Consider the following 14763-nt stretch of genomic DNA (forward strand, 5'->3'; position numbering starts at 1 on the left):
ACCCATATATCTGTGACGGTCGGGTACCCTCCCCCGTGTTCATATTCGCCTCCGATCAGAGGATTGACCGGGTGGACTCCACCGAGCTTCGTATAGCCGCCATCGTGCCGTGTCACAACGAAGAGGCCGCCGTCGCGAAGGTCGTCACCGACCTGCAGGCCGCCGTCCCGGGCATAGTCGTCTACGTCTACGACAACCTGAGCACCGACGCCACCGCCGACAAGGCGCGCGCGGCCGGGGCGATCGTGCGCACCGAGAACCGCAAGGGCAAGGGCAATGTGGTGCGCCGCGCTTTCGCCGATATCGAGGCCGATGTCTATCTGATGGTCGACGGCGACGACACCTACGACGCCGCCGCCGCGCCGGAGATGATCCGCACCCTGCTCGCGGGCCCCTACGACCACGTGCTGGGCGTGCGCCGCGAGGTCGAGGCCGGGTCGGCGTACCGGGCCGGGCACGAGACCGGCAACAAGGTGCTCAACGGCGTCGTCGGCAAGGTGTTCGGCGAGAACGTCGAGGACATGCTCAGCGGCTACCGGGTCTTCTCCCGCCGCTTCGTGAAGTCGTTCCCCGCGGTGTCGCGCGAGTTCGAGATCGAGACCGAACTGACCGTGCACTCGCAGCACCTGGGCGTCCCGCAGACCGCCGTGCCGGTCGGCTTCCGGGACCGGCCCGCGGGCAGCGAGTCCAAGCTGCGCACCTACAGCGACGGCTTCAAGATCCTGCGCCTGATCGTCGGCCTGGCGCGGCACGAGCGGCCGGTCGCCTTCTACGGCCTGTTCGGCACGCTGTCCTGGCTGGTCTCGCTGGTGCTCATCACGCCGATAGTGATCGAGTTCTACGAGACCCACCAGGTCCCGCGTTTCCCGACCCTGTTCCTCGGTTTCACGCTGCTGCTGCTCGGCAGCCTGGCCTGGACCGCCGGCCTGATCCTGGACGGCATCCGCCGCTCCCGGCACGAGGCGGCCCGCCTGATGTACCTGCGGTACGCGGCGGTCGGCGAGACCGAACCCGGCGGCCACTCCGGCGGTTCGGTTCGATGACGGAGAGCACCACCGTCGCGGCACCCGAGAAGATCCCGGCCGAACCCGAACCCACTGCCGCGCAGCCCGGCTCGAAGACCGCCGGGCTGCGTCGCGCCGCGATCGGCATCGAACGCCGATTCGGTTCGGCCGCCGTGGCTTTCGTGCTCATCGCGGGCGTCTTCGGCGCGGTGTGGTCGGTGCTCACGCCTCCGTTCTGGGGCCACGACGAGATCACCCAGTTCGGCCGCGCCTACCAGGTCGCGCACGGCGGCTTCCTGCCGCAGAAGATCCACGACGACCGCGGCCCGGCCTGGGGCGGCGACGTGCCCGTCAGCATCGACGCGCTGATGAGCTACGCCTTCGCCGACTACCAGGACAACCCGGACGAGCCGGAGCCCATGGTTCTGGACCCGCACGTCTACGACCAGCTCGGCGCGGCCGCCGTCTCGGCCGACACCACGCCGGTGTGGTTCACCAATACCGCGGCCTACTCCCCGATCCCGTACCTGCCGCCCGCGGCCGGGATCCGGATCGCCGAGGCCCTCGACCTGAACGTCGGCGGCATGGTGCTGGCCACCCGCTGGGCCGGACTGCTCGCCTACCTGCTGATCGTCGGATTCGCGCTGCGCGTGCTGCGCGGGCACCGGGTGCAGTGGCTGGCCTTCACCGTCGCGGTGCTGCCCATCGCGCTGTTCCAGGCGGGAACCGTCACCGCGGACACCGTCACCAACGCGCTCGCCCTGCTGGTGTCGGCGCTGGTGGTGAAGGGCCTGTTCCTCGGTGAGCGGCTGAGCAAGCCGGAGACGGTGGCCGCGCTGGCCACCACCGTGCTGCTGCCGGTCTGCAAGCCGACCTACGTGCTGATCGCCATGCTCACCGTGCTGATCCCGGCCCGCCGCTTCGGCTTCGGCGACGGCGAGCGGGTCGCGGTGTGGCAGCGGGTGCTGCCGTGGGCGGCCGCCGGGCTCGGCGCGGTGTCCTTCGCGGGCTGGATGAAGATCGCCGCCCCGACCGGTGACGGCATGAGCCTGATGCGGCCCGAGAAGCAGTGGGGCACGGTGCGCCCCGGCGACCAGCTGCACGGCATCCTCAGCGATCCGTTCCACTTCCTGCGGATCTTCGGCGACAGCATCGCCCGCCGCGACCAGCACTGGTTCACCCAGTTCTTCGGTGAGCTCGGCTTCTCCTACGTGGAGGTGCCCGCCCTCACCATCCTGGCGGCGCTGCTGGCCTTCGGCATGAGCCTCGGTGCGGCCGAGCGCTTCTCGCCGGCCGGCGCGGACCGCAAGCGGACCTGGCTGGTGCTGCTGACCATCGCGGCCAGCGTGGCCATGATCTACGTGACGCTGTACATGTCCTTCACGCCGGTCGGCTACTTCATCATCGACGGCGTACAGGGCCGCTACTTCGTGCCGCTGGCGGTGCTGGGCCTGGCGGTGCTGCTGCGCTGGGTGCCGCTGCGGCTCGCCGACGCCGCGGGCCGGGTGCCGGCGCGGGCGGCGGCGTTCACCGTGATGGCGGCGACCTCGGTGGCGCTGATCGCGGCCGTGGTGAAGTACTCCACTCTGGTCTGGGGCTGACCCGAAACATCCGTGACCTGCAACGATCAACGCCGGGGCGAATTGCCCCGGCGTTGCTGTTCAGGTCGGTCAGAACCGGTCTAGATCACCTTTTCGCCCGCGTCGGCGTACGCGGATTCGGTCGCGGCCTTCTGTGGCCGCCACCAGGATTCGTTGTCCCGATACCAGTCGACGGTGGCTGCCAGGCCCTTGCGGAAGTCCCGGTACTCGGGTTCCCAGCCCAGTTCGGTGCGTAGCAGCGAAGCGTCGATGGCGTAGCGCAGATCGTGACCCGGGCGATCGGTGACGTGGTCGAAATCGTCGGCGGCGCGGCCGAATGCCTCCAGGATCAACTCCACCACGGACTTGTTGTCGCGTTCGCCGTCGGCGCCGATCAGATAGGTCTGGCCGATTCGCCCGCGCTCCAGGATTTCCCAGACCGCGCTGTTGTGGTCGTCCACGTGGATCCAGTCCCGCACCTGATGTCCGGCGCCGTAGAGCCGGGGCCGGACGCCGTCGATCAGATTGGTGATCTGACGCGGGATGAACTTCTCCACATGCTGGTAGGGCCCATAGTTGTTGGAGCAGTTGGAGATTGTGGCCCGCACGCCGAAGGAACGCACCCAGGCGCGGACCAGCATGTCACTGGAGGCCTTGGTGGCCGAATAGGGACTCGACGGGTTGTACGGCGTGTTCTGATCGAATGCCGCCGGATCGTCGAGTTCCAGGTCGCCGTACACCTCGTCGGTCGAGATGTGGTGGTAGCGCACCTGGTGGCGGCGCACGGCCTGGAGCAGCGAATAGGTGCCGACGATATTGGTCTGGACAAAGGGCCACGGGTCGGCCAGCGAATTGTCGTTGTGTGATTCGGCGGCGAAATGCACCACCGCGTCCACACCCCCGACCAGGCGATCCACCAGAGCGGTATCGGCGATGTCGCCGTGCACGAACTCGATTCGGTCCGCGACCGGGTCGAGTGAGGCGCGGTTGCCCGCATAGGTGAGTTTGTCCAGCACGGTGACGTGGACACCCGCGCGCCGCGTCACCGTCTGGTGAACGAAGTTCGCGCCGATGAAGCCGGCCCCGCCGGTTACGAGCAATCGCACACCGAAACACTACGACGGCCGCGGCGAACCTCGGCGGTGGGTCCGGGAAGTTGCGATCCCATACACCTGTGGGGCGACCCGTGTGCGCGGAATCGGTCATCCAGTTGAAACAAATGCACTTAAATGAAAGGGGGCCGCTCGGTCTACATTTCGCAATTCGGTGCTCCGACCGTGACATTCGGGTGCGCAAGGTCACGACTTCGTCATTGGCGCGTGTGACCTTCGTCACAAGTATGCGGCGGAGTGACGGTTACGGCGATCGTATATCTGCGCGAAAACCTTTCCTACGCAGCACTTTTCCCCTACCTTACGAACCGCGCGATCGACTTGGTGAACAGAATTTGAACGAACGGTCACAACGGGTTCACCGCTCGTTAGCTGTCCTCCATTTCGATTCGTGTTGTCCCCCCGAGCTCTTCGATGAGGTTTCTACAAATGCTGATGAGGAAATTCGCCGCCACCGCGGCGCTGGTGTCCGCTGCCATGGCCGTCACCGCCGGCACCGTGAACGCCGCCCCCGCCGAGGAGGCCGGTGCGATCAACTACACCGCCACCACCTCCGAGACCAACACCGTCATCCGTACCGACGCGGGCTCGATGGTCGTCGAGAACGGCAACTTCGTTATCAAGGCCGCCAACGGCAACATCGTCGCCGGCATGCCGCTGAAGCTGCAGGTGGACGACTTCACCTTCCCGATCGCGGCGGAGATCTCCGACCACACCGCGACCCTCACCCCGCAGTACGACATGGACCACGCCACCTACACGCCGCAGAACGTGAAGGACGTCGCCCTGCCGTACGAGGACCAGGCTCCCTGGAAGTCGGACTACGACCGTGAGCAGGCCGCCTGGAACCGCATGAAGGACACCATCGCGCTGGGCGCCACCGTCGCGACCCTGGTCGGTGGCCTGGGCGCCGCGGCCGTCGGCTGCGCCCTCGGCTTCGGTGTCGCCGGTCTGGCCTCCGCCCCGCTGGCCGCCCTGTTCGGCGCCGGCCCGGTCATCGGCTGCCTCGTGGGCGCCGCCACCGTCGGCTTCCTGGGCACCATCGCGGGTCAGCTGCTGATCACCGCGCCGGTCGCCATCGCCGCCGCGATCCAGTACTTCACCACCATCAACGGCCCGCACATCTCCCCGGCTCCGGCCAAGTAATACTCCGGCTCCGGCCGAGTAACCGCGCGCTGTACGTCGAAACCCCCGCCCGGGTCATCCGGGCGGGGGTTTCGCGTTGTCCCGACTGTCGATGTGGGGCCCGAGGCCACGACCCCGAGCCCCACATCATCGAATCACGCTGTGCGGGCGATGCTTCCGGATTCGATGCGTTCGCGGACGAACCGCGCCACGTGCGCCAGGGCGGCCCGGCTCTCCGGCATGTTGGGGAAGATGGCCGGGAACGCGTGCACCTGGCCGCGCCAGATCTCCAGCGTGGCGGGCACACCCGACTGGGCCATCCGCTGCGCCATCACCTCGCTGTCGCGGCGCAGCACCTCGTCCTCGGCGATGATGAGCAGGGCGGGCGGCAGGCCCGCGAGCACATTGTTGACCGGCGACATCCGGGGATCCAGGCGGCCGTCGACCTCCGCGCCGATCTTCACCACGGATTCCAAGGCGGACAACGGGATCAGCGCGTCGCGATGGTAGTTGGGGTGGGCGCGCTTCTCGGCGCAGTCCAGGTCCAGCGCGGGGCTCAGCCCGACCAGACCGGCCGGGACCGGGAGTCCGGTGTCGCGGGCGCGCAGGGCGGTCGCGAAGGTCATGTAGCCGCCGGCGGAGTCGCCCGCGAACACCACGCGTCCGGCCGGAACCCCGTGTGCCAGCAGCCATTTGTAGGCGGTCAGGCAGTCGTCGACGGAGCCGGAGATGTCGGTCTTGGGCAGCTGCCGGTATTCCACGCTGACCACCGGCAGTCCGGTGCGCCGGGCGAGGGACGCGACCACCGGGCGGTGGGTGTCGAGGCCGCACAGGAAGAAGCCGCCGCCGTGCATGTACAGCACCGCGCCGTCGCGGAGTGACTTGCTGGCCCCGGCGGGCCGCACGATCTCGATGCGGAAGCCCTTGAGCCGCACTTCCTCCCGTTCCACGCCGCGCGGGTTGGGGCGCAGTTTGGCGAGGCTGTTGATCACGGTGCTGACGACCGGCATCGAGCCCACGGTGACCGTCGCGCGATCGCCGGCGGGCCGGATCACGGTTCGGGAGAAGGCGGTCAGGGTGCGCGCGGCGGCGCTGATTCGGTCCGGGTTCTCGACTTCGTCGCGGGCCACAGTCCCGTCATAGGGCAATGCCATCGCGCACCTACCTCGTTGTTGGCGCGCCGAGCCGTTCGACCGGAAGGGCCGATTGGTTGGCTCGGCACCCGGCGCGCGGAGAGTCGGCGCTGACATCTCACATAGCGTTATTTCAGAACACCATGGGAACGTGACCTACGCAACAGTTATCGCCGGATTCGTCCGCCGGTAAACGGGCGTGATCGATCTGAGGTCCAGTCGGAACCTGACCGCCACGGTTCGCGGCAGAACTGGCAGACTGTCGTGACATGCGCGGAATCATCCTGGCCGGGGGCACCGGATCGCGGTTGCACCCGATCACGCGCGGGGTGAGCAAACAGCTGGTCCCGGTGTACGACAAACCGATGGTGTACTACCCCCTGTCCACCCTCATGCTGGCGGGGATCCGGGACATCCTGGTGATCACCACCCCCGAGGACGCGGACGCCTTCACCCGGCTGCTCGGCGACGGCAGCCGCTTCGGGGTGAACATCTCCTACGTGGTGCAGCCCGAGCCCGACGGCCTGGCGCGCGCCTTCGTGCTCGGCGCCGATCACATCGGCAACGACAGCGCGGCGCTGGTGCTGGGCGACAACATCTTCCACGGCCCCGGCCTGGGCACCCAGTTGCAGACCTTCCACAACCTCGACGGCGGTGCGGTCTTCGCCTACCGGGTCTCCGACCCCACCGCCTACGGCGTGGTCGAGTTCGCCGACGGCCGGGCCATTTCCATCGAGGAGAAGCCGGCCCGCCCGCGCTCCAACTACGCCATTCCGGGGCTGTACTTCTACGACAACGACGTGCTCGCCATTGCCCGCGACCTGAAGCCCTCGGACCGCGGCGAATACGAGATCACCGACGTCAACCGCGCCTACCTGAAGCAGGGCCGCCTGCACGTGCAGGTGCTGGCCCGCGGCACCGCCTGGCTCGACACCGGCACCTTCGACTCCCTGCTGGACGCGGCCAACTACGTGCGCACCATCGAGGAACGCCAGGGCCTGAAGATCGGTGTGCCGGAAGAGGTGGCCTGGCGGCTCGGCTTCATCGACGACGATCAACTCGCCCGGCTGGCCGAACCCCTGGTGCGCTCGGGCTATGGAAAGTACCTGATGGACCTGCTGGGCCACGGGCGAACCTGGGAGTAGGCATGCGGATTCGGGAACTGTCGGTGCCGGGTGCGTGGGAGTTCACCCCCCGGCCGCACGGAGACGACCGCGGCGTCTTCTACGAGTCGTTCAAGGCCTCGGAGTTCGAGAAGGCGACGGGCCGGCCCTTCGATCTGCTGCAGGTCAATATCTCCACCTCGGCGGCGGGCGTGCTGCGCGGCATCCACTACACCGAGACCCCGCCCGGCCAGGCCAAATACGTGACCTGCGTGCGCGGCGCGTTCCTGGACGTGGTGGTGGACCTGCGTCGCGACTCCCCGACCTTCGGGACCTGGGACGCGGTGGTGATCGACGATGTGGAGCGCAAGTCGGTGTTCCTGGCCGAGGGCCTGGGGCACGCGCTGCTGTCGCTGGAGGACAACTCCACCGTGAACTACCTGTGCTCGCTGGAGTACTCCCCCGAATTCGACCGGGACCTGGACGCTTTCGACCCGGACCTGGCCATCGCCTGGCCGACCGTGGGCCGCGACGGCGAGCCGCTCACCTTCGTCCGCTCCGACAAGGACGCCGCGGCCCCGCGCCTCGCGGATCTGACACTGCCGCACTGACTTTCCGCCCGAAACGCCGAAGCCGAGGCGCACCGTGAGTAACGGTGCGCCTCGGCTGTTTTCGGGAAGCCGGCCGAGCCCGTGTGAGCGGCGGACCCGACCGGCGGGTGACTAGCCGACCAGCTCGACCTCCGCGTCGCGGTCCGCCGGGCGGGCCCGGACCTTCGGCAGGAAGGCCGTGAGCGCGACCAGGGCACCGACGATGGCGACGCCCGCGGCGAACTGCAGGCCCGGCCGGTAGGTGTCGAGCATGGTGGCCGGGGTCGGGTGGCTGGGCACCGACGAGGTGACGATGGCGGTGGTCACCGCGAGCACGATGGCCGCGCCGACCTGCATGGCGGTCTGCAGCACACCGGCCGCCAGACCCTGCTCGTCGTCGTCGATACCGCTGGTGGCCTGGATGTTGATGGCCGGGAAGCCGACCCAGCCGATGCCGACCAGCAGCACCGCGGGCAGCAGCACGGTGAGGTAGTCCGGCGCGGTGTCGATGCGCAGGTACAGCAGGTAACCGATGCCCATGATCACCATGGTGATCGCGATGATCGGGCCGGTGCCGAAACGGTCGACCAGCTTGTCGGAGACGAAGGCCGAGGCGACCACCAGCAGACCGACCGGCAGCAGCGCCAGCGCCAGCTTCAGCGGCGACCAGCCGAGGGTGTCCTGCAGGTACAGCGTGGTGATGAACTGCCAGCTGAAGTACGAGCCGCCGACCGCGATGATGGCCAGGCTGGCCCGGACCAGGGTGCCCTTGCGCAGGATGCCCAGGCGGACGAGCGGGTAGCGCACCTTGTTCTCGACGTAGACGAAGGCGGCGGCGAGCACGGCGACCGCGACGAACGAGCCGATGGTGCGGACCGAGGCCCAGCCCGCGGCGGGCGCGGAGACGACGGTGTAGACCAGCAGCAGCATGGTGGCGGTGGACAGCAGCGCGCCGAGCAGGTCGTGGCCGCCCTCTTCGGCGGGCTTGTCCTTGGGGACCAGGTAGTACGCGGCGGCCAGGGCGGCGAGCGCGATCGGGACGGGCAGCAGGAAGGTCCAGCGCCAGCCGAGCCCGGTCATCAGGCCGCCGAACAGCAGGCCCATGGAGTAGCCGCCCGCGCCGAAGACGGTGTAGATGGACAGCGCCTTGTTGCGGGCCGGCCCCTCCGGGAAGTTCGTGGTGATGATGGACAGGCCGGTGGGCGCGGTGAACGCGGCGGCCAGGCCCTTCACGAAGCGGGTCAGGATGAGCAGCGCCGGCGAGCTGACCAGCGCGCCGGCCAGCGAGGCCAGGGCGAAGACGGCGAGGGCGATCAGGAAGACCTTGCGGCGGCCGAGCAGGTCGGCGGTGCGGCCGCCGAGCAGCAGCAGGCCGCCGTAGCCGAGCACGTAACCGCTGACCAGCCACTGCAGGGTGGAGGTTTGGATGTCGAGTTCGGTGCCGATCGAGGGCAGCGCGACGCCGATCATCGAGACGTCGAGGCCGTCGAGGAACAGCACGATGCACAGGGTGATGAGCATGCCCCAGAGCCGGGCGGTCCACTGCGTGGTGTCGGCCGCGGTGCTCACTGCGGGGCGGATCTCGGTGGAAGTCACGAGAGAGGACGGTACATGCGTGCGCATCAAATGCACAAGCATTTAATGCGGTGGCATGATTTTGCCCGAGCGACTAAGATGACCCCCATGCCGAAGCCGACACTGCCCGTCGACCGGCCTGTGACAACGTCTTTCGAGACGTCGGGGCTGGTGGGTGAGTGGCGCGAGCTCCTGGCCCGGCACGCGTCCACCTCGTGCGCCCTGGAGAAGGAACTGCAGGGCCGCCACCACATCGGGCTCAGCGAATTCGAGACCCTGGACCGCCTCATCGAAACCGGCAGCGACAGCTACAAGATGAGCGATCTGGCCAATGACATCTACCTCAGCCAGAGCGCGCTCTCGCGCACCGTGGCGCGGCTGGAACGCGACGGCCTGGTGGATCGCACACTGTGCACCAACGATCGGCGCGCGATCTTCGTCTGCGTGACGGAAAAAGGGCGCGAACTGCACGAGCAGGCCGCGCCCACGCACCGTGCGGTGCTGGCCCAGACCCTGGGCCAGTGAACCGGCGCCCTACAGCGCCGCGCGCACCGACTCGATGATCGGAAGCGCGTCCACCGCAATGGAACTCACCGAGGCGAAGGCCTCGCGGTAGCGGGCCACCTCGGGCTCCTTGTCGAGATACGAGGAACCGGTCAGCGACTCCACGTACACCACCGGCGGTTCGGTGGGTTCGCCTGCGGCGGTGGGGAATTCGAGCAACACGAACCGGCCCGCGTCCATACCGTTGTGGTAGCCGCACTCGGCGCGCAACAGGCGCAGCCGGACATTGGGCAGCTCGCCGAGCTTGTGCAGCCGGTCGAGCTGGCCGCGGGTCACCTCGTCACCGCCGACGCGGTGCCACAGCACGGCCTCGGAGATCACCACGTCCAGCTGGAGCGGCGAATCGGCACGGGTGAGCAGGGATTGGCGCGCGGTGCGCACCCGGACCCGGCGGTCGAGCTGCTCGGGCGAGATGCCGGGGTAGGCCCCCGCCAGCACCGCGCGGTAGTACTGCTCGGTCTGCAGCAGCCCGGGGACCAGCTCGTTCTCGTAGCTGATCAGCTTTCCGGCGGCTTCCTCGAGCCCGATGTAGACCTCGTAGCCCTCGTCGATCACATCGCTGAACTCGGTCCACCAGCCGCGGGCCTTGGTCTCGCGGGCCAGCGCGGTGAGCGGTTCGATGGCGTCCTCCGGCGCACCGTAGATCCGGCACATGGCCTCGACATCCAGACTGCGCAACGACGTCTGACCGGTTTCGATGCGCCAGATCTTGGCCTCGGACCATTCCAGTCGCTGCGCCGCCACCCGGGTCGTCATGCGCGCGCGATTTCGCAGGTCGCGCAGGTGTCGGCCGAGCTGCCGGCGCGGCACGGTCGATCCGGTAATCCCCTGCGGTAGAGCCATTCGTCCCCCTATACCAGTGTTGCGATCGCATTGTTGCACAGGAAAACTCAGCGATCCATGGACGCGGGACACGCTCCCGGCGGAGACGTAACGGGCCGCTACCCAGGCTACTTCCGGGAAGACCGGCGGCGGAAGCGCCAGAATTGCACTGCCTGAACATCTTTGGACAGCTGATTGACCGGTTCCGCCACATCCGACAGCGCCTGGAACAGATCGTCGGCCATATCGGAAATATGCTCGACCCGCGCCGCCAGCCGGGACGCGTTGAGCACGAACTCCAGCAGCAGGCGCACCACCGCGGCGATCACCAGGCCCAGCGGCACCGCGAACACCACCGCGAACACGATTCCCAGCCAGGCCGAGATTCGCCACAACCCTACGGTTCCCACGATCGGGATGGTGAAAGCACCCGCCAAGCCCAGCAGATATGCCAGCGGCAGCAGCGTGCGGGTGGCGGCGTGGTGAAACTGCAGGTCCAGCAGGGCGCGGGCGGCATCCACGCTCCACGCGCCGAATGCTCCTGGGCTGGTGAAGGGTTCGACCGGTTCCTCTGGGTCTTCTTCCTCGGCGAGCCGCCGGGACATGCGGCGGGTGGCGGCCTCCTTGAAGGCGGCCCAGCGGCCTTCCTCGATGAGCTCCTCGAGCTTCTCGAGCTCCTCGAGTTCCGACTCCCCCGGCTGTTCGGCCATGCCGACGATCTCCTCTCCCGCAGACCCGTTCGGCCGATTCTGTGTCTCCGGTTTCGGCCGATTCAGTGTCTCCGGTAACGCCGGAGGCCCGCACGACGAGAGAGTGTGTTGTAGAACACGTCACGCCGGCGGGCTGATGACGGGCTCCGAACCGAGCGGTAGCGCCCTTGACGCGTCGTCGCAGGCGAGAGCCGGTCCGGTATCCGGGTGTCGCAGATGAGCCAAAGCCGCTTTTCGGTCGAAGCGGACTGGACACATGACGTTCTGCAAAGAATCCGGACTCGAGGTGAAAAAGGGTGTGTAACGCCGCGAACCCCCCGCTCCGATACGCCACCAGAGCAGGAACTAGATCTACCGGGGAATGGAGAAACCAGTGCGTACGACGTTTTCGTCAGCCGTTGCGGAATCTGCGCAGGACTACATCCAGCGCGGCTGGACGGTCGCCGAAACCGCCAATGGCGTCTGCCTGGTCACCGACGAGAACATCGCGGGCATCGAGGTCACCGGCGACACCGCCGCGTTCGTGCGCCGCTACCTGCGGGCCAACGACCTGACCGGCCCGGTCATCGAGATCCCGGGCGCCGAGCGCCGCGAGATCCACCTCGTCACCGGCCTGGCCAAGGCCGTGCGCGCCATCGAGGCGCTGCGCGACGCCGGCGTGGTCGTCTACTCCGACGGCGCGGGCATCCCGCTGCCGCCGAGCAAGCTGTCCGCCGGTGCGGCCTGCTGGGGCGTCGCCCCGCACGAGGCCCGCTGGATCCCGCCGGTGGTCGCCATCGCCGCGGGCGTCCGCGCCGCCGCCAAAGGAGCCCGGCCGCAGGCGACTCGTATCGCCTCCTGACACCGGCTCCACGAACGACTCGAAGCCCGCGAGTGCTCCCCGGCGCTCGCGGGTTTCACCGTATCCGGGTCCGAACGTTGCGAATTAAGAGATAACGGACATCAGCGCAGGCCTCGCGATTTCCTGCTCCCCCATCGCGATTCGTCCGCCGCAGGTGTTTCGCCCGATCCGCCGCCGGGCGATCATTGGGTATGACCCACGTCACGGACAGCCCCCGGACCGCCCCGAGTGATCATCGGACGGCTCAGGGTGATCATCGGACCGCGCTGCGCACCTGCCCGCTCTGCGAGGCGGTGTGCGGACTCGAACTCACCCTCGACGGCAGCGACCGCATCGTGTCGGTGCGCGGAGATCACGCCGACCCCTTCAGCAAAGGCTTCGTCTGCCCCAAGGGCGCGACTCTCGGCCACTTGGACGGCGACCCGGACCGGCTCACCCGGCCCATGATTCGCGATCGCGCCACCGATACCTGGCGGGCCGCGAGCTGGGACGAGGCCTTCGGGGTGATCCGGGAACGGCTGCCGCAGGTGTCGGCCGCGTACGGCAATCAGGCGGTGGGCCTGTATCTCGGCAACCCCAACGCACACACCGTGGCCGGTGCGCTGTACGTGCCGCTGCTGATCCGGGCCCTGGCCACCCGCAGCCTGTTCTCCGCCAGCACCGCCGACCAGATGCCCAAGCAGGTGTCGAGCGGGCTCATGTTCGGCGACCCGCTCACCGTGGCGGTGCCGGATCTGGACCGGACCGACTACCTGCTGATGCTGGGCGCGAATCCGCTGGAGTCCAACGGATCCCTGTGCACCGCACCGGATTTCCCGGGCCGATTGAAGGCGCTGCGGCAGCGCGGCGGCCGCTTCGTGGTGGTGGATCCGCGCCGCACCCGCACCGCCAAGCTGGCCGACGAGCACCTGTTCGTGCGGCCGGGCAGCGACGCCTACCTGCTGTTCGGGATCGTGCACACGCTGTTCGCGGAGGAGCTGACCGACATCCGGGTCGAGGTGAACGGGCTCGACGAGATCCGCGCCGCCGCGGCCGATTTCCCGCCGGAGCTGGTCGCCGCGCGCACCGGGGTGCCCGCCGGGACCATCGCGCGGCTGGCCCGGGAGCTGGCCGCCGCGCCCACCGCCGCCGTCTACGCCCGGATCGGCACCTGCACCGCCGAGTTCGGCACGGTCACGCAGTGGCTGGTGGACGTGGTCAATGTGCTGACCGGCAACCTGGACTCGCCCGGCGGGGCCATGTTCGCGACGGGCGCGGCGCTGGGCATCGTGCGGTCGCGGCCGTTCCGGACCGGGCGCTGGGGCAGCCGGGTGCGCGGGCTGCCCGAGGCCATGGGCGAACTGCCGGTGGCGACGCTGGCCGACGAGATCCTGACGCCCGGGGACGGGCAGATCCGGGCCATGGTGACGGTGGCCGGCAATCCGGTGCTGTCCGCGCCCAGCGGCGCACGCCTGGATGCCGCTTTCGAGGGCCTGGAATTCATGGTGAGCGTCGATCGGTACCTCAACGAGACCACCCGGCACGCGGACGTGATTCTGCCGCCTCCGCGCGTCACACAGTCCCCGCACTACGACTTCGCGCTGCTCAATTTCGCGGTGCGGAACTACGCCCGCTACTCGCCGCCGGTGACGGCGCTGGGCGAGGACGAGCTGTCCGAGGCCGAGGTGATGGCCCGGCTGGCGCTCGCGGTGTCCGGGCAGGAGCCGCAGCCGGGGCTGGATCCCCTCACCGTGGTCGACGAGATCGTGATCGCCGGGACCCTGCACAAGGCCGGGATGGCCGATCGGCGTGCGGAACTGCTCGGGTCGAACACCACCGAGCAGCGCCTGGACCTGATGCTGCGGCTGGGCCCGTTCGGCGAGTGGGCGGCAGCGGCGAAGGCTCCGACGGCGCCGTCCGCCGCGGGCGACGCCGATTCCGGGGACTCGACCGAGAATTGGGCGGGTCGGCTGAATCTGCAAGTACTGCTGGACAATCCGCACGGCATCGACCTCGGCCCGCTACGCCCGCGCCTGCCCGGCGCGCTGCGGACGGCCTCGCGGAAGGTGGAGCTGGCCCCCGCGCAGCTGCTGGCCGATGTGGCCCGGCTGCGGGCGCGCGCGGAGGACCGCCGGCCGGAGATGGTGCTGGTGGGCCGGCGCCAGCTTCGCTCCAACAACAGCTGGCTGCACAACGTTCCGCCCCTGGTGGGCGGGTCGAACCGGTGCACGCTGCACATCCATCCCGAGGACGCGACGCGGCTGGGGCTGGACGGGCGGGCCGTGGTGAAGTCGGCGGCGGGCACGGTGACCGTGGAACTGGAGCCGACCGAGGACATCATGCCGGGGGTGGTGAGCCTGCCGCACGGCTGGGGACACGAGGACAGCGCGCAGGCGGTCGCCCGGACCCATGCCGGGGTGAACGCCAATGTGCTGACCGATGATTCGCTGGTGGATGTCCCGTCGGGGAACGCGGTGTTCAACGGGGTGCCGGTGACGCTCACCCGAGCCTGATTCCGGAGCCGTCGCGAAAAGACCTTCCGGTATTTATGTTTCGAGTACCGAAGATCAGCACCAGCTAGGGGGATGAAAACGATCGAGCCGAGTGCGAAAGTCTGCAAAATGG

13 protein-coding genes are annotated in these 14763 nt (G+C 68.6%); 8 read left to right on the forward strand and 5 right to left on the reverse strand.

Annotated elements, in window-relative coordinates; genetic code table 11:
- The first annotated feature begins 71 nt into the window (after positions 1-71).
- Together ACWEOI_RS04615 and ACWEOI_RS04620 are read left to right on the forward strand one after the other, a co-directional pair.
- On the forward strand, positions 72-1043 hold the full coding sequence (locus ACWEOI_RS04615) for a glycosyltransferase (protein ID WP_433669766.1): 972 nt from the start codon (positions 72-74) through the stop codon (positions 1041-1043).
- Positions 1040-2605 carry a DUF2142 domain-containing protein gene (locus ACWEOI_RS04620; RefSeq protein WP_433669764.1) on the forward strand — a complete coding sequence of 522 codons (1566 nt, stop codon included), beginning with the start codon at positions 1040-1042 and terminating at the stop codon, positions 2603-2605. Before ACWEOI_RS04615 ends, ACWEOI_RS04620 begins: the two co-directional genes overlap by 4 nt.
- 80 nt (positions 2606-2685) lie before the next feature.
- Here the strand turns inward: ACWEOI_RS04620 and rfbB are convergent, their stop codons facing one another.
- On the reverse strand, positions 2686-3690 hold the full coding sequence (gene rfbB, locus ACWEOI_RS04625) for a dTDP-glucose 4,6-dehydratase (protein ID WP_433669763.1): 1005 nt from the start codon (positions 3688-3690) through the stop codon (positions 2686-2688).
- 435 nt (positions 3691-4125) lie between these two features.
- Here rfbB and ACWEOI_RS04630 point away from each other — a divergent pair, with 435 nt between their 5' ends.
- Positions 4126-4842 carry a hypothetical protein gene (locus tag ACWEOI_RS04630; protein ID WP_452358943.1) on the forward strand — a complete coding sequence of 239 codons (717 nt, stop codon included), beginning with the start codon at positions 4126-4128 and terminating at the stop codon, positions 4840-4842.
- A 134-nt stretch (positions 4843-4976) separates the two neighbouring features.
- Here the strand turns inward: ACWEOI_RS04630 and ACWEOI_RS04635 are convergent, their stop codons facing one another.
- On the reverse strand, positions 4977-5975 hold the full coding sequence (locus ACWEOI_RS04635; RefSeq protein ID WP_433669760.1) for an alpha/beta hydrolase fold domain-containing protein: 999 nt from the start codon (positions 5973-5975) through the stop codon (positions 4977-4979).
- 248 nt (positions 5976-6223) lie between these two features.
- Here ACWEOI_RS04635 and rfbA point away from each other — a divergent pair, with 248 nt between their 5' ends.
- Together rfbA and ACWEOI_RS04645 are read left to right on the forward strand one after the other, a co-directional pair.
- Positions 6224-7099, forward strand: coding sequence for a glucose-1-phosphate thymidylyltransferase RfbA (rfbA, locus tag ACWEOI_RS04640; RefSeq protein WP_452358944.1), 876 nt, complete (start codon positions 6224-6226; stop codon positions 7097-7099).
- 2 nt (positions 7100-7101) lie between these two features.
- Positions 7102-7668 carry a dTDP-4-dehydrorhamnose 3,5-epimerase family protein gene (locus ACWEOI_RS04645; RefSeq protein ID WP_452358945.1) on the forward strand — a complete coding sequence of 189 codons (567 nt, stop codon included), beginning with the start codon at positions 7102-7104 and terminating at the stop codon, positions 7666-7668.
- A 111-nt stretch (positions 7669-7779) separates the two neighbouring features.
- Here the strand turns inward: ACWEOI_RS04645 and ACWEOI_RS04650 are convergent, their stop codons facing one another.
- Entirely contained in the window at positions 7780-9270 is a 1491-nt protein-coding gene (locus ACWEOI_RS04650) for an MFS transporter (protein WP_452358946.1), read from the reverse strand.
- Positions 9271-9330: 60 nt separating this feature from the next.
- On the opposite strand from ACWEOI_RS04650, the gene ACWEOI_RS04655 reads away from it, so the two are divergent.
- A complete protein-coding gene (locus ACWEOI_RS04655) occupies positions 9331-9747 on the forward strand; it encodes a MarR family transcriptional regulator (protein WP_433669754.1) in 417 nt (138 codons plus the stop codon).
- A gap of 9 nt (positions 9748-9756) precedes the next feature.
- On the opposite strand, the gene ACWEOI_RS04660 is transcribed toward ACWEOI_RS04655, so the two are convergent.
- The gene (locus tag ACWEOI_RS04660; RefSeq protein WP_357275186.1) at positions 9757-10629 is read right to left on the reverse strand and encodes a helix-turn-helix domain-containing protein; all 873 of its coding nucleotides are present in this window, start codon (positions 10627-10629) and stop codon (positions 9757-9759) included.
- A 107-nt stretch (positions 10630-10736) separates the two neighbouring features.
- Positions 10737-11318, reverse strand: coding sequence for a DUF4282 domain-containing protein (locus ACWEOI_RS04665; RefSeq protein WP_433669752.1), 582 nt, complete (start codon positions 11316-11318; stop codon positions 10737-10739).
- A 373-nt stretch (positions 11319-11691) separates the two neighbouring features.
- Here ACWEOI_RS04665 and ACWEOI_RS04670 point away from each other — a divergent pair, with 373 nt between their 5' ends.
- The gene (locus ACWEOI_RS04670) at positions 11692-12159 is read left to right on the forward strand and encodes a hypothetical protein (protein ID WP_433669750.1); all 468 of its coding nucleotides are present in this window, start codon (positions 11692-11694) and stop codon (positions 12157-12159) included.
- 191 nt (positions 12160-12350) lie between these two features.
- Positions 12351-14651, forward strand: coding sequence for a molybdopterin-dependent oxidoreductase (locus tag ACWEOI_RS04675; protein WP_452358947.1), 2301 nt, complete (start codon positions 12351-12353; stop codon positions 14649-14651).
- Positions 14652-14763 lie beyond the last annotated feature (112 nt).

It is taken from the genome of Nocardia sp. NPDC004340 (genome assembly GCF_053602575.1).